Source organism: Methanobrevibacter sp. (genome assembly GCF_017432245.1).
In the GTDB taxonomy this organism is placed as follows: domain Archaea; phylum Methanobacteriota; class Methanobacteria; order Methanobacteriales; family Methanobacteriaceae; genus Methanobrevibacter.
Genome location: NZ_JAFRJO010000075.1, coordinates 14,542 through 34,408, shown reverse-complemented (window position 1 = coordinate 34,408; position 19,867 = coordinate 14,542). Strand labels below are relative to the sequence as shown.

At 31.6% G+C, this 19,867-nt stretch carries 18 protein-coding genes; 6 read left to right on the top strand and 12 right to left on the bottom strand.

Going from position 1 to position 19,867, the window contains the following annotated elements:
• The 3 genes from IJI80_RS06360 to dnaG all read right to left on the bottom strand — a co-directional run.
• Positions 1 to 1,166, bottom strand: a 1,166-nt coding sequence (locus tag IJI80_RS06360; RefSeq protein WP_292788622.1) for an ATP-grasp domain-containing protein, incomplete at its 3' end; no start/stop codon positions are given.
• A gap of 11 nt (positions 1,167 to 1,177) precedes the next feature.
• Positions 1,178 to 2,176: a site-specific tyrosine recombinase/integron integrase gene (xerA, locus tag IJI80_RS06355; protein WP_292788620.1), complete on the bottom strand. Its 999-nt coding sequence runs from the start codon at positions 2,174 to 2,176 to the stop codon at positions 1,178 to 1,180.
• 323 nt (positions 2,177 to 2,499) lie between these two features.
• Positions 2,500 to 3,849 (bottom strand): DNA primase DnaG, encoded by a 1,350-nt coding sequence (gene dnaG / locus IJI80_RS06350; RefSeq protein ID WP_292788618.1) that lies wholly within the window; start codon positions 3,847 to 3,849, stop codon positions 2,500 to 2,502.
• A gap of 1,041 nt (positions 3,850 to 4,890) precedes the next feature.
• Here dnaG and IJI80_RS06345 point away from each other — a divergent pair.
• Positions 4,891 to 5,625 carry an RraA family protein gene (locus IJI80_RS06345; RefSeq protein WP_292788616.1) on the top strand — a complete coding sequence of 245 codons (735 nt, stop codon included), beginning with the start codon at positions 4,891 to 4,893 and terminating at the stop codon, positions 5,623 to 5,625.
• A 65-nt stretch (positions 5,626 to 5,690) separates the two neighbouring features.
• Here IJI80_RS06345 and IJI80_RS06340 read toward each other — a convergent pair whose 3' ends face one another.
• Positions 5,691 to 6,419 (bottom strand): NAD-dependent protein deacylase, encoded by a 729-nt coding sequence (locus IJI80_RS06340; RefSeq protein WP_292788613.1) that lies wholly within the window; start codon positions 6,417 to 6,419, stop codon positions 5,691 to 5,693.
• Positions 6,420 to 6,685: 266 nt separating this feature from the next.
• On the opposite strand from IJI80_RS06340, the gene IJI80_RS06335 reads away from it, so the two are divergent.
• Both IJI80_RS06335 and IJI80_RS06330 read left to right on the top strand, forming a co-directional pair.
• Positions 6,686 to 7,024, top strand: a complete 339-nt coding sequence (locus tag IJI80_RS06335; protein WP_292788611.1) for a Gar1/Naf1 family protein — start codon at positions 6,686 to 6,688, stop codon at positions 7,022 to 7,024.
• Positions 7,025 to 7,088: 64 nt separating this feature from the next.
• Positions 7,089 to 8,084, top strand: coding sequence for a transcription initiation factor IIB (locus IJI80_RS06330; protein WP_292788624.1), 996 nt, complete (start codon positions 7,089 to 7,091; stop codon positions 8,082 to 8,084).
• A gap of 186 nt (positions 8,085 to 8,270) precedes the next feature.
• Here IJI80_RS06330 and IJI80_RS06325 read toward each other — a convergent pair whose 3' ends face one another.
• Both IJI80_RS06325 and IJI80_RS06320 read right to left on the bottom strand, forming a co-directional pair.
• The gene (locus IJI80_RS06325) at positions 8,271 to 10,202 is read right to left on the bottom strand and encodes an MJ1255/VC2487 family glycosyltransferase (protein ID WP_292788610.1); all 1,932 of its coding nucleotides are present in this window, start codon (positions 10,200 to 10,202) and stop codon (positions 8,271 to 8,273) included.
• 111 nt (positions 10,203 to 10,313) lie between these two features.
• Positions 10,314 to 11,456, bottom strand: a complete 1,143-nt coding sequence (locus tag IJI80_RS06320) for a hypothetical protein (RefSeq protein ID WP_292788609.1) — start codon at positions 11,454 to 11,456, stop codon at positions 10,314 to 10,316.
• Between the two features lie 166 nt (positions 11,457 to 11,622).
• Here IJI80_RS06320 and IJI80_RS06315 point away from each other — a divergent pair, with 166 nt between their 5' ends.
• A complete protein-coding gene (locus IJI80_RS06315) occupies positions 11,623 to 12,453 on the top strand; it encodes a sulfite exporter TauE/SafE family protein (protein ID WP_292788607.1) in 831 nt (276 codons plus the stop codon).
• 59 nt (positions 12,454 to 12,512) lie between these two features.
• On the opposite strand, the gene IJI80_RS06310 is transcribed toward IJI80_RS06315, so the two are convergent.
• From IJI80_RS06310 to IJI80_RS06285, 6 genes are all read right to left on the bottom strand, one after another.
• The gene (locus IJI80_RS06310) at positions 12,513 to 13,448 is read right to left on the bottom strand and encodes a hypothetical protein (RefSeq protein ID WP_292788605.1); all 936 of its coding nucleotides are present in this window, start codon (positions 13,446 to 13,448) and stop codon (positions 12,513 to 12,515) included.
• A gap of 40 nt (positions 13,449 to 13,488) precedes the next feature.
• Entirely contained in the window at positions 13,489 to 13,812 is a 324-nt protein-coding gene (locus IJI80_RS06305; protein ID WP_292788603.1) for a YbjQ family protein, read from the bottom strand.
• 159 nt (positions 13,813 to 13,971) lie between these two features.
• The gene (locus IJI80_RS06300; protein WP_292788602.1) at positions 13,972 to 14,160 is read right to left on the bottom strand and encodes a DUF2116 family Zn-ribbon domain-containing protein; all 189 of its coding nucleotides are present in this window, start codon (positions 14,158 to 14,160) and stop codon (positions 13,972 to 13,974) included.
• 160 nt (positions 14,161 to 14,320) lie between these two features.
• Entirely contained in the window at positions 14,321 to 15,115 is a 795-nt protein-coding gene (locus IJI80_RS06295) for a TatD family hydrolase (RefSeq protein ID WP_292788600.1), read from the bottom strand.
• A 134-nt stretch (positions 15,116 to 15,249) separates the two neighbouring features.
• Positions 15,250 to 15,927: a UMP kinase gene (gene pyrH, locus IJI80_RS06290; protein WP_292788598.1), complete on the bottom strand. Its 678-nt coding sequence runs from the start codon at positions 15,925 to 15,927 to the stop codon at positions 15,250 to 15,252.
• Between the two features lie 139 nt (positions 15,928 to 16,066).
• Complete coding sequence (locus tag IJI80_RS06285; protein WP_292788596.1) at positions 16,067 to 17,017, bottom strand: hypothetical protein; 951 nt, start codon at positions 17,015 to 17,017, stop codon at positions 16,067 to 16,069.
• 352 nt (positions 17,018 to 17,369) lie between these two features.
• Here IJI80_RS06285 and prf1 point away from each other — a divergent pair, with 352 nt between their 5' ends.
• Positions 17,370 to 18,614 carry a peptide chain release factor aRF-1 gene (gene prf1 / locus IJI80_RS06280; RefSeq protein WP_292788594.1) on the top strand — a complete coding sequence of 415 codons (1,245 nt, stop codon included), beginning with the start codon at positions 17,370 to 17,372 and terminating at the stop codon, positions 18,612 to 18,614.
• 13 nt (positions 18,615 to 18,627) lie between these two features.
• Entirely contained in the window at positions 18,628 to 19,275 is a 648-nt protein-coding gene (locus tag IJI80_RS06275; RefSeq protein WP_292788592.1) for a DUF655 domain-containing protein, read from the top strand.
• The last annotated feature ends 592 nt before the right edge of the window (positions 19,276 to 19,867 follow it).

The following is a 19,867-nucleotide window of genomic DNA, read 5'->3' as shown; positions in this document are numbered from 1 at the left end:
TTTGAACTGATGATAGTGACTAACGGCTGATCTTTTTCTATTTTCACTCCTTCATATGGAATATCATATACGTTTGGAATCTTCAGGTTTCCTATATTAATCTGTTTTCTTGCATAGATGATCTTCTTGAATGAATACTGATTAGGATTAGGTATGTCAATGATTTCCCCTTCACATGCCTTGATGTGTGCATCCAAGAGATTTATGCCAAGTGAATTCTCAACCAGTTCATAGGTTCCCTGGAATCTTGGATTGATTTCAATGACTTTCAATTCCCCCTCCTTATCCAAAATATAGTCAACACCATTTGATCCAATAAGGCCAAATTCATTTATCAAATCTTCAGATGTATTTTCCATCTCATCATTAAGCTCATCAAGATTAATTTCTGTTTGATTATCATTAAACATTCTAAAGCTATTTTCATCCAATGGCAAAATGTTTCCAGAATATTCATATGAATCATTTCCCAAGTCATGTGCAGTGATCAATCTTGAATTGATCAAATTTTTTTGCTCATCATGACTTGACAGCACTGATGATGACACATTAGTTCCTTCAATATACTCCTGAAGTATGTAGTTTTCAAGTGAAATATTTTGACAAATTTCATCCACTTGTTTTAATTCATCACAACTTTCATTATTTAGCAGGAAAATTCCTAACCCTCCACTTCCTTGAAGGGGTTTTAAAATAAATTGATTGTTGGGGTATTGTTGTAAAATCTCATTCAATTCCCCTACATCAGATGGTTGAAATGTAAGTGGAACGTTAAATTTGTTTTTTAGCTTATTGTAAAATTTGAATTTATTCTCAACAGATTCAGTGTTCTTATTGCCACGAACAATTTTTCTAAATTTTTTAAATTCTCCAGAAAAATTTTTTGCATTTATTCCAGTGGTGAGTACAATCTTATCAATCTCATCCCCATCATTATTTTGAAAAAGAAAATCCTTTGATAATTCAAGAAGTTTCTCAGGTGAATAATTTTCTTCAAACCTTCCACAGGATATGACACTTTCCTGATCTAAAACATGCTTTTCCATATATGGCATTTTAAAGTCAACTGTTTTAAAATAGCTGATGGAAAATGTTTTGTAATCCAATTTCAATGCAGAATTAACCATTGGTCTTGTGTCAATTCCCATAAGAAGTAAATTTTCCATAATTTTCATCCCTAAATGTTATTTTCCTGTTCTCTTGCTTGATCATAAACTGATTTGATTGTATCCATGTCTACACTAGTGTAAATCTGAGTTGTTGAAAGGCTTGAATGTCCAAGAAGTTGCTGAATAACCCTAATGTCCACACCATTCTTTAAAAGATGTGTAGCAAAGGAGTGTCTTAAGACGTGAGGAGTAACTTTCTTTTTGATTCCTGCTTTATCTGCATATTTCTTTATCATCATCTGAACGTATCTTGGTGTGAGACTGTTTCCATTCTTATTTACAAAAATGAATTCAGAATTCTGCCTATCCCCATCAAGATAATCCAATAGAAGCTCTTTTGTATGCTCATCGAAAAGAACAATTCTGTCCTTATCCCCTTTACCTCTAACTCTAATGGTTCTTTCATCAAAATCAATGTCTCTTTTCAATAGCTTTACAAGTTCTGATATACGAAGCCCTGTAGAGTAAAGCAGTGTGAGGATAACCTTATCTCTTCTTTTTGACTTCTGTTTAAAAGGAGTGTCATTTTCATCAATCGCTACAGCTTCTATCAAATCCTTCACTTCCTTTTCATTAAGGGATTTAGGCAATGACTTTGTTCTCTTTGGATTCTTGATGTCTTCTAAAAAATAGATGTCATTGAATTCAAGGAATTTTTTTGAAACGACTGTAGTCAAGTAAATGTAATTCTGGGTAAGGTACTTGTCCCTTTTCAGGTCACGGATATACTTTCTGAAACTGGCTAAAAATCTTTTTCCATCATATAGGTTTTCCTCATTTTTCATATAATTGATTAGGTTATGGATGATGGAACTGTATGTTTTAACAGTGTTTTCTGAATAGTTTCTAATCTCTAGTTCAATCAAGTAGTCTTCGAGCATGCTTTCAAAATCAAAAACTTCCATCAAATGCTTCTTTTCTCCATTTTCATCAATAACCGGCAGTTTTATTGGAGACTTTTGAATAGGTTCATTTGATAAGTTCAATTGCTCTGTAAAAAGATTCATGTCAATTCCTTCTTTAGATCTTTACCAAACCCATTAAATCTAAATTTAGGATAGTTTTTTAAAAATTTTCATTTTTTAAATTGATTATTAATTTTTCATTAACATTAATTTATTTATTAATTTTACTTCGTTATACCTAATTATCTTTATGGTTTTATTTAAATATTTTTGAATTTTTAAAAAAGATTGTTGTTGAAACTTTTAAAATATAAAAAATCTTGAAAAATAGATAAAACTATTTGAATTATTTAAAAAAAAGAAAAAGAATAGAAATAAAATAATTATTTCTATTATACTTTGGAATTAAATAGTTGAATATTTATTTAGTTTAAAGTAACTAATCTGAGCTTGTCAGGTCTTTTAATTACTCTGCTTGATTTGAAAGCAACTAATGTTTTGATTCCTTTGGAGTATGCAATGTCGACTAATCTTTGGCTGATTACACCATCGAAAATTACGGTGTCTGCATCAGGATTGTCCTCTTTTAAATCTTCGTAAAGGGTTTTAACATTAGTTTCTTTTAATAAGTTTAAAGAATCATCGTAGATTTCACTGTTTCCAGTTCCTTCTAAATCTTTTAACATGTTCTTTAATAATTTTATTCTACTATCTTGAATCCTGTCGTTTTGTCTGTCTCTGCGGCCTCTGGAATTTCTATCTTTTCCTCTGCGATCGTTTCTACCGTTTTTTCTTTCGAATTTGTCTTTACGTTCGCTTCTGCCGTTTTTGTTTCCGTGAAATTTGTCGGATTTGTTTAAGTTTTTTGCTCTTCTATCACTAGTTTTGCTAGTTCTGTTGATTTTGCCTTTTCCCACTTTACCTTGAGTGTCTAAATTGAAATCAAGGTTGTTTATTACTTGTTCAGTGGGAGCTTTGTCTCTTAAAGCAATTAAAACTTCTTCTTTTTCTAAATCTTCAACTTCTTTGCCTCTTGGAGCTCTAGTGATGTAGTCCACATCTCCAACTTGCAAGAGTTCTTTTAAGATTAATTCTCCGCCACGGTCACCGTCAACAAATGCAGTTACAGTTCTTTTTTTAGTTAATTCAGCTACACTGGTAGGGATATTAACTCCTTCAACTGCGACAGTGTTTTTAATTCCGTATTTTAATAAATTTAAAACATCATTTCTTCCTTCCACAACGATAATTGCATCGGAAGTGTGTACATTTGGACCTGCAGGAAGTCTTTCTGCTCCAAATTCAGAGATTTCATGAACTCTCATTGATTCTCTGATTTCTTCAATCATTTTCATGCTTTCAGGAGAGACAGTTTCCATCATGCCCATATAAATTTCTTTTGCACGATTAATAACTTGTTGTCTTTTCACTGCTCTTACGTCTTCAACTCTAAGAACTTCAATAGATGCTTCACAAGGACCTACACGATTAATGGTTTCTAAGGATGCTGCAAGGATAGCGGTTTCAATTCTATCTAAACTAGATGGAATTACGATTTCACCTTTTGCACGTCCACCATTTGAGTGAATGATAACTTGGATTCTACCGATTCTTCCAGTTCTTTGGAGCTCTCTTAAATCTAAATCGTTGCTTAAAAGACCTTCAGTCTGTCCGAAAACCGCACCTACTACATCAGGCTTTTCTACGATTCCGTTTGCATTGATTTGAGCGTGAATAAGATATTTAGTTGTAGTTAATTCTACACCTTTTCCCATAATAAGCCTCCTTTGAGCTTTGTAATAGGATAATTTAAGGCTAGTTTTTCGTAGAATTGTTATCATAACCAATATCTATCATGATAATTTAAAACCTATGAATAATTTTTTTAATTTTTTATCTCCAGTTTTAAACATTTTTATAATTAATAATACCTCATTTAGTTTATTTTAAACGTGTTTTTTGTAATTGGTTTAATTTAAACTTCTTTTTTAAATAATGATTTAAAATTAATTATTCTAATTAAGATTTAGCATAATAACAATTTTTACTACTAGCTTAATTATAATTAATTTTAATTAATAAACTGTTAATTTTTAATTGATTATAATTTTAAATTATACTGTAATTTGTAATAAATTGATTAATTAATTTTATAATTAATTGATAAAAGCAGATACTAATTTTATAGAATTTCTTGAAGTAAATAGACATAGCTATTCAATCATGAAACTCGCTATGATTGATTCATATAAAAAAAGATATTGTTTGATTAAAATTTAAAGATGATCATTTAAAATCGCATTGATTTTGGATTGGTAAAAGTAGTTAAATTTAATAGTTTAAATATTGTTTATATAAGCTAATTCAAATAACTCAATGAATAATTGTTCTTTTTATCTTATAATTGATGAATTTTGTTTATTTAAGTAAAAATTTATTCTGAATTAATTTAATGATAATTAGTTTAATTTAAGTAATAATAATCTATTTTCCTTTCACCTTAAGTCTTTAATTTTAATAATAATGTAATAATTGTAATTAATAATGAATTAATTAAGTTTTTAATTAATTAATAATGTAATTATAATTTCTATTATAATTTAATATCATTTTTATATGATTTTAGTATCCACATAATTATATCTACATCATAATATATAAATTATTTTATATTTTTCTAATGAATTTAAAATTTTTTAAAATTTTTAGAAATGTTTATTAAACATACTTTAGAAATTTAAGTGTATATAATTAATAATCTATTGATAATCAATTAATAATCATTTAATAATTTTATATTTAAAAGAGGTGTTAAATTGGCTAAAATCACTCCTAAGACTTTATTGAAAAAATCATCCAAAGTGATTGACTTGGATGATGTTGATATTAGCAAATATAATTTTTCCATTGATGATTTAGATGATGAAAAAAGCAAAAATCATGATTTATTGAAGAAGATCTTGGATTCAAGTTCCGCTTGTCAACTATCAGATGCTTACTCATCTGTCTCTGGACGCAGTGGTGTTATAGATGGATTGAAACCGATGAATGACAATAAGGTTTATGGTAAGATATTCACTGCAAAGACCAATACTGATGATTGGGGAACTTCATTGATGGCTATGGATAATGCAGAAAAAGGTGAAGTCCTATTCATTTACACTTATGGAAAGCCTGCTTCAGTTTGGGGAGAACTTGCTTCCACTTGTGCAGGTGAGAAAGGAATCGCTGGAACTGTTTTATACGGTTGGGCAAGAGATATGGATGCACTTGTTGATTTGGATTATCCTGTTTTTGCACTTGATTATCTTCCAAATGCAGGTAAGGCATTAGGTCTTGGTGAAATAAACATTGATTTGGAAATTGATGATGACATCATAAAGCCAGGAGACTTTGTATTTGGAGATCAAAATGGTGTAGTAGTGATTCCTAAGGAGCTTTTCCATGAAACCATGGTGGCTACCTTTAACGTGAAAGTAAAGGAAAGCCATATCATTAAGGAATTGAAAAAAGGCAGATTATTGTCTGAGATTATTGGTTTGAATAGGTAATAAAATCAGTACCTATTCTTTTTAATTCTTTTTCTATTTTTAACCTATTTTTTAATTTTAAATGATTATTCTATTTTTATCTGTTCTAATGTTTCTCCAATAGCTTCATTAATGACTAAACTGGCTAAATTGTCATAAGGAGTTTCGCTTTTATTGATTAAAACCAATTTTGAGCCATTGAAGTAATTTATCAATCCTGCAGCAGGATAAACCACAAGTGAAGTTCCTCCGATTATCAATGTGTCTGCATTAGCAATGTAGTTGATGGATGAGCTTAAGACATCATTATTTAAAGGCTCTTCATAAAGCACAACATCCGGCTTGACTATCCCCCCGCATTCACATCTTGGAACTCCCTCATTTCTTAAGATGAAATCAAGGTCATATTCCATTTTGCAAAACTCACAATAGTTTCTATGAATGCTTCCATGAAGCTCTAGAACATTCTTGCTTCCTGCCTTTTGATGCAATCCATCGATATTTTGAGTGATAACAGCTTTTAGCTTGCCTGCTTTTTCAAGTTCAGCAAGCTTTAAATGAGCGGGATTCGGCATTGCATCCTTGAAAATTAGATTTTCCTTGTAATAATTAAAAAACTCTTCAGGATGATTCATATAGTAAGTGTGTGAAACCAGATATTCTGGGCTATGGCCATATTTCTCTAAGCTTTTAAATATTCCCCTTTCAGATCTGAAGTCCGGAATTCCGCTTTCTGTAGAAACACCTGCTCCTCCAAAGAATACAATATTGTCGCTATTATCTATAATTTCCTGCAACTCGCTAATTTCATTCATAATTCTATTATATTTCTGTTAACTATTATTTCTTACTGTTCTTTCCAGCTACTTCCATAATCTTTATATATGACCAGAATTAACTATTATTAATCAATTGTTTGTTGATTAAAGAATGAATATGACTATATTAAAAAGTTTTTATTAGGATTTTTTAGTAATCCTTTTTAAGAAGAAATTTTTTTATATATAAAGGCATCGAAACATTTATATATTATAATGTCATTATATTAAGATGTACTAATGTTTATTTTTAAGGTGATTTGATGAAATTTTTAGGAAACATCTCACACCTTGCCAATTCTGGAAAGCTTATAGTCAAAACAACCAAGACTCCTCCCGCTGGAGCTTATGTTTTCACTAATGATAAGCAGAAAATAGGTAAGGTATATTCTATTTTTGGCCCAGTTAAGAATCCATATGTTTCTGTAAATATTTTTAGGTCAGTTAATAGAAGGGATCTTGAAAGTAGACATGGTGAAAAACTATTTGTTTCTACTAAGCGTGAAATGGAAAAGACAAGTAAGAAAAACAAGAATTCAAAATCTAATTCCAAAAGATCTAAAAGTAGAAAATCCAATTCCAAAAAGAGAAGAAACAAATAATCCATTTAAAAATTGATTCTCTATTCATTTTTTAGAGAATTTTCAAAATAATATAATAGGAGAGATTAACACGAAAGAAGGATTATCTGAAGAAGTTCTTCAAAATTCCAAAAGAACTTCAAGAAGAAGACAAAAAGATGACTCTGAGCCAGAAAAACAAACCGTATGTCCTCAATGTGGATCAACTGATTTGATTGGAGACTATGAAAGGGCAGAAGTGGTTTGTGCTAACTGTGGATTAGTTATTGATGAAAACCTTGTAGATATGGGTCCTGAATGGAGAGCATTCGACCATGAACAAAGAGACAAACGTACAAGAGTAGGTGCTCCTATTACTTACACTATTCACGATAAAGGTTTAAGTACAATGATTGATTGGAGGAATAAAGATATCTATGGTAGAGATATTCCTGCAAGAAACAGAGCTCAATGGTACCGTTTAAGAAAATGGCAAAGAAAAATCAGGATTTCCGGTGCTACTGAACGTAACTTGGCTTTTGCTTTAAGTGAATTAGACAGAGACTCTTCAAGATTAGGTCTTCCAAGAAGTGTAAGGGAAGCTGCTTCAGTTGTTTACAGAAGTGCAGTGGAAAACAAGCTTATCCGTGGAAGAAGTATTGAAGGTGTTGTAGCTGCTTCTTTATATGCAGCTTGTAGAAGATGTAAAGTACCTCGTACTTTAGATGAAATCGCTGAAGTTTCTAGAGTAAGTAAAAAAGAAGTTGGAAGAACTTACAGATTCTTGACAAGAGAATTGAACATTAAGTTACCTCCTACATCTCCAGTAGACTATGTTCCAAGATTCGCAAGTGAACTCGGTTTGTCTGGTGAAGTGCAATCCAGATCCATTGAAATCATTGAAAAGGCAATGGAAAAAGGATTAACTTCTGGTAGAGGTCCAACTGGTGTAGCTGCTGCTGCATTATACATTGCATCTGTTTTATTAGGTGAAAGAAAAACCCAAAGGGATGTTGCAGAAGTTGCAGGTGTAACTGAAGTAACTATCCGTAACAGATACAAGGAACTTACTGAACAATTAGAAATGGGTGTAACTTTATAACACTCAATTCTTTTCTTTTTTTATCTCATTTATTTTAGTTCGTATTCAATAAAACTATAATTTTTTTCAAAATTCTTTTTTTCTAAAAATATAAAAAATAGTTTCATGCAATGTCATGAAATTACATGAAGCAAAAAAATAGTTTTTAAGAAAAGGTTATAAAATGCTTATTTTTTAATTTAAACATTAATCAAGCCTTGCATATTTTTCAATGCTTAAGTCAAGATCCTTTAGGATTTCAGTATTGTCCCATGGCTCGACCTTGTTTAAGTTTTCCTGATACTTGTCAAGATTATCCAAAAAGCTTTCGATCTTTTTGACATCTAATTTATCATGGTATTCTCCAAATCCTAACTTTTCAACATAGAATCCATTCAATATCTGTTCAAAGTTCTTATGTGCAGGAGTGCTGTAGATAGGCTTCTTAAGGTAGATGGCCTCTGAGATCATAGTGAATCCACCGTTCACTATAATTGCCTTAGCTGTTCTCATATCTTCAAAGATCTGCTCTTCATTGAAAGACCTGTATGTCAAGTTCTCATCAACTTCATCCTTGTTGAAACCATAAACGATGAATTTGTAATCAAGTTTCTTAAGCTCTTCCATAAGGTTTATGCTTGATTCTGCTGTTTGATAAACCAAAACATGCTCTCCTTCAACAGGTTCCAATTTCATTATCTCCTCCCTCAATACTGGAGGGTAAAGGGCAGTCATCTTAGGATGCTTTAATGGAGGATAGAAGAATGATGTTATTATATGTCTTTTTGGCCTGAGGATATATGATTTTGTAACTGCCTTTGCAGTCAACATATCCGCTCTGTGATGTGGAGGATAATCATATTCGCACTGTGTCAGCATATGAATATTGTCAAGGCTGATTAAAGGAATGTTCATAAGCTTACTGAGCATACTTGCATAGTTTTCAAAGTCTGATATGATTATATTAGGCTTAACTCTTTTGCATTCCTTATATAATACATTGTATCCTTCCTTCAAGTTTGTAGGATTTGCCTTCAATGCCTTGAAGAATGTTTTCTTGGTTCTGACCACATTGTTTTCATAGACAGTGTTGAATCCTCCAATCTCAAATACATTATCAAACTTATTGGCGAGGAATTCATATGCCCTTTCGCTTGAAAAGATATAAACATCATATTTTTTGGTTAAATGCTCTAGAATGACACTGCTTCTGATTGCATGTCCCATTCCCTCTCCACAAACGGAATAGAAAATTCTTTTTTTGCCTTCAGATCCTGCTGCCTCTTTTATTATAAGGCCGGTTTCCTCTTCAGTAACTTCAATAAGTTCATTTTCTTCTATTTCTCTGTCCTTGAATTTATTGATTCTATCTTTTATCTTTCTGTTTCTGGATTTTTCAGCAATCCTTTCCATATCAACACTATCAAGTGCAGCTATTGGGTCATGACCAAACTCGTAACCTAAGTCCTCTGCTGAAGTCCTTTTTCCTCTAAAGTCATTTACAGTGCTTTTTCCATATTGCTTAAGCAATGTGTAAAGCCCTTCCTCTTCAAGTCTTCTGGTTGAAACACCGATTCTAGCATTTCTAAGCACTTTAAATTCACTTATTTCAGCAACACGTTCGATATAGTCAGTGTCTTCACCAAAGCTTAGGTTCTCATCAAATCCATCTACTTCATCATGCAATTCCTTTTTTGAGATGATTCCATAGCATCCTGCTCCATGAGGCTTGATGTTTTCAACAGCAATCATAAACCAGTTTGCAAGGTCATGTAGGTACTTGTCCCTTTTCTTTTCAGAAAGTGGGGTCATTTGGGTAATTGCAATTCCCAAATCCTCGGACTCAAACTCTTCAATCACATTGCTTAGGTAATTTTCGGTCAATTCCAAGTCGGAGTCTAAAAATAGTAATATTTCTCCTTGAGCGACTTCTGCACCTCTGTTTCTTCCAGGTCCAGGAAGTCCGCCTTCTACAACAATGCAACCATACTCCTTAGCAATCTCTCTAGTATTATCATCGGATTGTGCATCAGCAACAATAACTTCATAATCAGTGAAATCCTGGGATTTTATGCTTTCAAGCAATTTAGGAAGATATTCCTCTTCGTTGTATGTAGGTATGATAATACTAATTTTCATTACAATCATCTCTGAATAATTAGATATAGTTGAATTGTTTTGTTTTTGTTTTATATATTTATTTAATAAAATTATTGTTTATAAATAATAATGATTTTTTTAATAATCTTTTTATAAGTATGAATATATGTTCCAGCTAAGTGAATACCAATCACATTTTCCCTCTAAATCAATGGCTAAGTTATTTAACAATTCCATCTCATTATATTGATTTGAAAGATAAAATGTTGTTTTATTTTCATCCTCTCTTAAATTTAATACATCGTATTGATTTAAACTATCAAGATCATGGGGATGGTCTATATTCAATTCATAGGAATCAGGACAAGCGCCATAAAATGCAATTGAAAACCTTAAGGCAATGATTAGAATCAAAGCTATATGTGGAATCAAAATCTTCAAATACTTTTTAACTGATTTACTGTTATCTCTTATTTTGCCTGTTAAAATAGATTTAATTGTCACCAATTCTTCATTTAATTGGCTTTTAATTGTATCTCTTTTATCTTTTTCAGTTATATAATCTGAAAATCCTTCAAGTATTTCATTATTGTACATCAATATGAGTATTCCATAGATTCCTCCAACTGTTGGAGTAGCAAATAATCCTCCATCTATAAGTCCAATTATTCCAATTGTGCTTGCAAATGCTAAGAAGATTCTTGGCACTGCCTTTCGTCTTTGCATTGAAAGGACCATAAGAAGATAATTGATTGGAATCAATATGAATAGGAGACCAATCAAATCTGGAGTGTAAGCGCTTAATGAGCTTCCTGTATGAATTCCAGCTGGAATGTATGTTAGAAGCATTCCAAGAATCATTCCAAATATTCCTTTGTATAAATGGGAATGGAGAATGCTTGTGCTTGTTTCACTTGGATTCATGATAACAAGGATTGTGTTCCAATCTATTCCAAGAGAATTCCTTAAGTAAAATTCCATAACTAGCCCTGCTATTGCAGTAAAAAGCAATAAGATTAAGGATATCTTTAAGTAGAACTCCTTATCTTTTAAGATTTCTGGAATATGGAGATTCTTAAAATAGTTGTATATTTTTTCATTGTCTCCAAGTATGGATAATATTATTGTAATTCCTAAAAGAACAAAAAAGAGTATGTCTTTCCCTTTTGAGGATCCCATTAGGAGAGGTTGGGTAAATGGTCTTATGAATTGGTCTATTCCACTTAAGAAGAATAGTAAAGTTCCAAAAATGATTAGAATTATTCCAAACGGAATGTATTTGTTTGTTTTCATAAGAATTTCTCCAGAGTTGAATCCATTTTATTTTTCAATTTCTCATTTTGATATTTAGTATCATATTTATTTTAATAATAATTAATTATTTATATTTTATTTTAAATATAAGTTTTTAGAGACTATTAATATAAAATGTTTTTTTTTAAAATTTTGATGTGTGATCATGTTTCCAATTAGTTTTTATATAGGTTTGATTTTAATAGGAATCTTTGCAGGATTCGCTTCAGGATTGCTTGGAGTAGGTGGGGGATTCCTGATGGTTCCTCTGCAATTCTTCTTGTTCAGTTCTGTAGGAGTTGATCCTTCCCTTGCTATGATGGTATCATTAGGGACCAGTTTGGCAATTATTATTCCAACCGCTTCATCTGGAGCTTATCAACATCAAAAAAAGAACAAGTCCATTGTAAAGCCAGCTATCAGATTAGCTATTTTTGGAATTATTGGAGGATTTTGCGGAGGATTACTTGCAAATGTTGTTCCTTCAAGAATCTTGCAGATCATCTTTGCATGTCTGCTCTTTATTGTAGCGTTGGATATGCTCTTTGGATCCAGAACTGATGGTGAAAAGGCACTCATTGACTTTAATTTATTCAATGCAGCAATAGTAGGTTTTTCAATAGGAATTGTCTCAGGTATGCTTGGTGTAGGTGGTGGAGTGTTCCTTATTCCAGCACTTTGCATATTGTTTGGATTCAGCTTGATTCAAGCTATTGGAACCTCTTCAGTTTTCATTGCATTGACCGCTATTGGAGGGCTAATTTCCTATATTTACACTGGTTGGTCAGTTAACCCAATGCCTTATTCATTAGGTTATGTGAGTTTGGTTAATTTTGTTCTTATTGTACTATTTTCAGTTCCTATGGCAACATTAGGTGCAAAATTAGTTTATAAGATGCCTAAGGAAAGATTAAAACAGATATTTTCCATAATATTGATTTATATGGCAATAAAAATGATTGGATTTGACCCAATAGCTATTCTATTGGGCTTATAAAAATAGAATATCTTTAAAAATAGTTCAAAAAAAAGATATGGAGAAATTATTTTTTGTAATTATAAGGAACTTACATCCTCTTTTTCTTCAAATATGACTCCAGTTCCTCTCATAACAACATGAGATAGGTTTTCTCCCTTGCTTGGGCCTAATGTTTCAATTGCCATATTCAAGTTCAATAGGCCATTGCATCCATCTGCCCTTAATTGCTTAATCAATTTCAACAATGCCTTATCTTCAGCAATTTTTGCACAGATGAGCAATTCATTTTCTAATGAGTCTTCAATTCCAGACTTTATTTCTTTTCTTCGTTTAACTGAAAAGATATGGCTGGATTCGTAGATTCCTTTATATTCAATTATGTTCAATTCTTTAGGGGAATCTTCCATAGTCAATATCAAGACTCCTAATTTATTCATATCGAGTTCCCCATCATAGAAACTGCTTTTCTTGGTGTTTCGCTTTTCGATATATATCCCTTTTGTTTTCGGTTCTCTTTTGAAGATTTTTTCATAGGCATTCCATATGAACCTTGTAATTTTATTGAAGACTCCTGTAACGTGGGAGATAATACCTAAAACTGTTGCAATCAGGAAATAATTCACAGCAATTGGGAATGCAGCTTGAAGTATTATGACTATGCTTCCTGCTGTAATGACATTAAATCCTAAAGTTGGGTTTGATATGATGAATCCATAGACAACTGTAATCAAGAATAGAATAAATGCACTTATTGCACCAGTACTTTCTTCAAGATACCTTTTTGCAGCTAAACTTTCAGCATATCCTGCAAAAAGTGGAGATAAGACCAATCCGAAGTTCCATCCATAAATGTCAAAGTGAGTGTATAGGCAAATTACATAGGTTACTATACCTACTATTATTCCTATATCAATGCATCCTATCTCTTTTAGGAGTACCTTTCTATCATCTTCATCCTTAAGACGTTTGGTGATGGTCAAGTCATTTATTTTTTGTTTGATTTTATTCAGCATTTATTCACTCATCAAAGTTGATTTAAAAAATAGTAAATGTTTATTTGTAACTTACAGCTGTTCCGTATACAGTTACTAAAATGGTGTTTCCCATGGTGCCTCCAAGGTTGTTATATGATATCTTAAGACCTATGATTCCATTGGCACCAAGTTCTTTAGCTTTGTCTTCCATAGTTTGGAATGCTTCATTTCTTGCTGATTCAAGTTCTTCAGCATAAGTGCTGGTTCTTCCTTCCACAACGTCTCTAACTCCAGAGAATAAGTCTTTATATATATTGGATCCAATTAATGACTCTCCATTAACCAATCCATGATATTTTACAATTGTTTTGTTTTCTAAAGTACTTGTAGAGGATAATAACATTTTATCACTTAAAAATTGTTTGTTTAAAAAAAATAATTATAATTTTGATTTAGTTATGTTTTTTAAGAAAATCTGTTTCAATAAAAATATTGTTAGCTATTAAATTTAATTAATAGCTATTAATTTGTTTTTAAATATGTTAATTTGTTTATTATTGATTTATTTAAAGAACATGAAATATGCCCAAACGAGAATGAATACTACAATTACACCAAATAGCATCATTCTGCTTTTTTTAATGTTCTTTTGTTGTTGTTCTAATACTTTTTGACAATCTGCAGAGCAGACTCTTTCTTTCATTGGTATTGGGCTGCCGCATACTGGGCAATGTTTGTGTGGTTCTACCATATTTTTCACCTTTTTTAGTTTTTGATTATTTTAGTTTAATTTATTTAATTAATTTAATTTATTTGATTTTTTTTAATTTATTTAAATCTTAATAAATTACATTCTATTATTTTAATATTAATTTAATATTATTTAAAAATTGTCTAAATTTAGATTAAACTCAGATATTAAAGAATTTTCTTGTTGTTTCACTTACCTTTTTGCCAAGCTCTTCACTATTCATTCCTTTGTATTCAGCTATTGTGTTTAGAATATGTGGCAAGTATTCCGGTTTATTCTTGTTTGATTTTGGCTTTTTAGGGAAGTTTCTTGGAATCAGGAAAGGAGCATCAGTTTCTATCATCATCTTTTCAGGAGGAATGACTGTAACCGCTTCTTGCAATGACTGGCCTCTTCTTTCATCACAGATCCAACCTGTCACTCCTATGGAGCAACCTAATTCAAGGTATTTCTCAGCTTCCTCTTTAGTTCCTGTAAAGCAATGGACACAAGCCTTTTTGCACATTTTTGGGTACTTTTCAAGTATTTTTACTAAATCTTCATGTGCTTCACGTTCATGCAAGAATAGTGGCATATCCAGTTCATCTGCTAACTTTACCTGTTCCTCGAACCATTTTCTTTGAACATCCTGAGGGGAATAGTTTCTGTTATAGTCAAGTCCGCATTCGCCAATAGCAACTACACAGTCCTCTTTTGCAAATTCCCTTAGAGTTTCTATTGTATTCTCATCACAGGTCTTTGCATCGTGAGGATGGACTCCAGCAGTTGAGAATAAAACTCCTTTAAACTGGTCTTGCCTTGCGAATTCGAGAGCGGTTTCGCTTGAATGAATATTGGTTCCAGTAATGATAAATTGGCTTACTCCAACATCATTTGCATTTCTTATGATTTCGTCTCTGTTTTTATCAAAGGACTTATGCATTAAGTTTAATCCTATATCAATCAATCCAGTCATTTAAATCACTAAAACAAACTTTTAGAAAAAGTTTGATCAAAATAATTTTCATTTTTGATTTGTAAAAAATTATTAAAAAAAGTTTGAACAAAATTTTTCTATTTTATAAATTAAAAAAAGTAAAAATGTGTTATTTATTCAGAAATAACACGGGTTCCTATTTTTTCACCTTTAATAGCCCTAATTAGGTTTTGAGGTTCATTACCATTAGCTATTACAGTTTCTAAATTGGAACGCTTAATCATTTGAATTGCAGTTGTGTCTATGAATTCATATGTTCCTGCCTTTACATCGTTTCCGCTGATGATTCCCATCATGTCAGAAGCAGTGATTTCCTCAATGAGTTCTGCATCATCATATTTTTTAGGGTCTTTAGTGTAAAGACCGTCAACTGCTGTCAAGTTAACTAAAAGGTCTGCTTGAACATACTCTGCCAAGATTGCAGATACTGCATCGGTACTGTGTGCAGGTTCAGTTCCGCCCATAACGATAATTTTTCCGCTTGCAGAAAATTCCAAAGCTTCCTGGAAGTTATGAGGAACTCTTTGATAAGCTGCATCTCCAAGTGCAAGCAATAAGAGCTTTGCATTCACTCTTGTAACTTCTATTCCAATATCATCACATTTTGCCTCTCCAGCACCGAGGTCTCTTACAACTCCAATGTATTCTCTTGCAGGTTTTCCACCACCTACAACAACAAATATCTCATGCTCTTCGCTTTGTTCCTTCAAGAGCTTTGCATATTCCTTAAATCTTTCAGCGTTGTAATCCTGTAATAATATTGATCCACCAATAGCAGCTACGATTCTCATAAGTTCACCTTTTAATTAAATGTTTTAATAGTTTTTAGTTAGATTAAGTTTTTTTTAAATAAATTTAAATTTAGTAGAAATTTAGTTAAATTACTTAATTTATTACTTTAATTTATCTATTTAATTATATTTAAATTTACTATCGGATTGCTCTAAACCAACTGAAATTCTCTCCACCAAAATAACTTACTAAAATTGATGTGATTATTGCAAGAATCAATGTTATGAGTGCAGATTGGGGAGCAAAGAATATGAAGAACACAATTGCTAAAACGCATAATAAATAGAATATTGCTTTTGTATTGCTATTTCCATTATCATTCAATATTGTGAGAATTCCTAAAATCACTGGTGCAAGGATAAGTCCGAGAATTATCCATAGGCATTCACCTAATGGAACTAAATTGTAAACTGGTAAATTAAGCAAATCCATGTAAAGGTAAGCTTCCAATACAGTCATGACAAGTCCAAACACTCCCCCTGCTATTGCTTGAGCCATTGTATGCTTTTTAAGTGTGAATCTGCTCCAAATGAGTACTGGATAAAGCAATCCAACCAAAGCGCCAATTGGTCCAAGAAGCATGATCAATGCAGCTACTGGTCCAGTAAGTCCAGTTGTATGGATGCTGATTTTCCATTTGGATGTTATGAGCAATACAATTAAAGTGTTCACTGCATAACAAAGGATTAAGACAATCAGGAAATTAGAAACTCCAAGAGCCCATGCAATTATAAAGCCTATTAGGTAAGACAGGACTCCTACAATAAGGGGAACGAAACGGTCTTCCCTATTTGAAATGTCCTTGTCTGTATTCAATTTCTTTGCCCAATATAGGGTGATTGCCATTGGCAAGACGGATGCAAAGATAAGTGAAATCAGTTCTATAATAAGGAATTGGGTCCAATCAAATCTGAATCCACTTGTAAATGGAGTTCCATCACATGCAAGAATTATACAAATAATTGTAAATAATGGAATTGTAATTATAGGAGGATTTGTAAAAATAGAGATTGTATCAGCTATTTTAAGCTTCTTTTCGTCAGTTTCATCATATGTGTTTTCCGTATTGATGTTTTTTAGGCCAAACAATTACTTTCCTCCGTTAACTTATAAAATAGTCTTATTAAATAGTCTAATTAAATAATCTTATATCCTTTCAATTATTAATATTTTCTTAAAAAATTCTACTTTTCATCATTACTTATATAAGTAACTTATACCAATATATAATATATTATATCAATTTAAGGTTATTATTATGGTTTGACAGAAATTTCTATTTTAGTGAATGATTTTCTATTAAAATTACAGTTTCAGTAATTTTTCGCATTGAAAATTTTATTTTAAAGTTTTAAAATAATCTTAAATTATATTGTTTTATTTTAATTTTTATCTAATTACTTATCAAAAAATTATTTATCAATTTTATCAGGTGTTATAAATGAGTGAGGTATCCTCAAAAGAATTATATGAGTTTAAGAAGTCATTAAAGGAATTGGCTGAAAAGAAAGGAAAGGGAACAGAGCTTGTTTCCATGTACGTTCCTCCAACAAAGCAATTAAGTGATATCATCAAGCAGATGAGGGATGAATTAGGGCAAAGTGCTAACATTAAGAGTAAAACCACTCGTAAGAATGTTCAATCAGCTATTGAGGTAATCATGCAAAGAATCCGTATGATTACAAACGATAACAAGGAATTGCCAAACGGTTTCGTTTTATTTGTTGGTATGATCCCTAAAGGCGGTCCTGGAACTGAAAAGATGGAAACTGTAGTTATTGAACCTCCTGAAGAAATTCAAACTTACAGATACATTTGTGACAGCACTTTTTACCTTGAGCCTTTGGAGGATATGATTGCTTCCAAAGAAGTTTATGGTATTGCTGTAATCGATAGGAATGAAGCAACCATCGCTACATTGAAAGGTAAAAGAATCAATGTTGTGGCTAACTTAACCAGTGGTGTCCCTGGAAAGCATAAGGCAGGGGGACAATCACAAAGAAGGTTCGATAGGGTTATTGACCAATTGGCTCACGAGTTCTTGAAAAGGATAGGCACTCATATGGATGATGAATTCCTTCCAATCAAGGATGACTTGAAGGGAATTGTTCTTGGTGGTCCTGGAGGTACCAAAGAGGATTACTATAATGGAGATTACATGCATTATGAGCTTAAGGATAAGGTAATCACTACTGTAGACACTTCCTATACCGGTGAATTCGGTATTAGGGAAACCATTGATAAGGCATCAGGTGCATTGGAAGAGTTAGGAGTTATCCAAGAGAAGAAATTAGTCCAAAGATTCCTTGCTGAGTTAAGGGATGACCATGGTTTATACTCCTATGGTGAAAAGGAAGTCAGAACCAATTTGGAAATGGGTGCAGTGGATGTTCTTTTGCTTAGTGAAGACTTAAAATCCAAAAGGTTAACTCTTGATTGTCAAGCATGTGGGTTCCATGCTGAAGTCACTCAAAAAGAGGGCCAAAAAGTTGAAGATCTAACTTGTCCTCAATGCAATGAGAAAATGAAAATCACTCAAGAGGAAGATTTAATTGAAGATTTGGCTAATATCGCTGAGGAATTAGGTTCTTCTGTAGAAATCATTTCCACTGAAACTGAAGAGGGAAGCCAATTGTATAGGGCATTTGGTGGAATCGGCGCTATCTTAAGATATAATGTAAGATAAAGTGGGGGCTTTTATGAAAAATGAAAATTTCGGTTTTGTCTTAAGCACTAAGGAAAGTGAAGATAAAAAAACTGCACGGATTATTGGAACAAACCACTTTACATTAATGGATTTGGACTTGAATGATGACGTTGATGTTAAGGTCGAAGACAAGATTCCTCTTGGAAAGGATAGTGAGTTTGTAAAACAGGAAAGGGCTCATTTAAGTTATGATGATTTAAGCAAAGACCAGCAGTTTAAAACAGAAAAAGCTATTGACTGCATAGTTGTTGAAAATGAGCCAAAGTATGTCAAATTCTTCAATGAGCAAAGCAAGGAAGCTAGCAAATTGCACTTTTTAGATGGAATCAGCAGAAAGTTAGGTTCAAAGATCTTAACTGAAAAAGAGCTTAACGGAGACTTTGAAAGCTTTGAAGATATTGACAATAGAATTAGCTTTATTGAAAGCTCTAAAGATCTCATTGTAAAAAGAGTCCTTTATGAATTGATTGAACTTCCTAAAGAGAAAAAGGGAAGGCCTTCCTATTTATTCACTGTTGTAAAAAGATCCAATAAAAAGGAAGTCAAGGAATATGATGAATTCGTAACTGATGACAGTCGTTTCATTGAAATGATTAAGGAAAAAGGACTTCTTGAAAAAGAGGGAAAACGTATTAGATAATTGTTCTATTCTTTTTACTTCTTTTATTCATATTTTTATTCATATTTTTATTCTAATTTTTTATTCTAATTTTTAATTATTTTCATTTGATCTTTTTTATTCTTTTATTTTTTCTATTTTTTCTATTTTTTCAGTTATTTTTTAATTATTCTCTCAGAACACTTTTTTGATTTATTTCATGATTTGAATCCGTTTTCAAGTAGGGGGTGTTGGGATTAACAAATATATTGAGTTTAGGGTTTTTCTTATTGAATATGTAATTATAGAGTTTGATTTATTGAGTGAATAAATGCTTAATAAGTTTTTAGTTTATCATTCTTTAAAGGTATTTTATAAATGTTAATCCCATACCTTATTTTGTCTTTATTCTAATTTAAATCTTTCTATTTGGTTTCTAAACGATTATAATTTCTTATTTTAATGTATAAATTGATTTTAAATTGTTATTGTTGTTTTAAATATAATATTGCTCTTATTTTGTTATTTTTTATTGTGATTAATATATTGACATCATTTTGTAATCTGTGATTAGATAAGATTTATATTCTAAAAAATTATAAAGAGAAATATATAATCAATTCAATAATTAAAG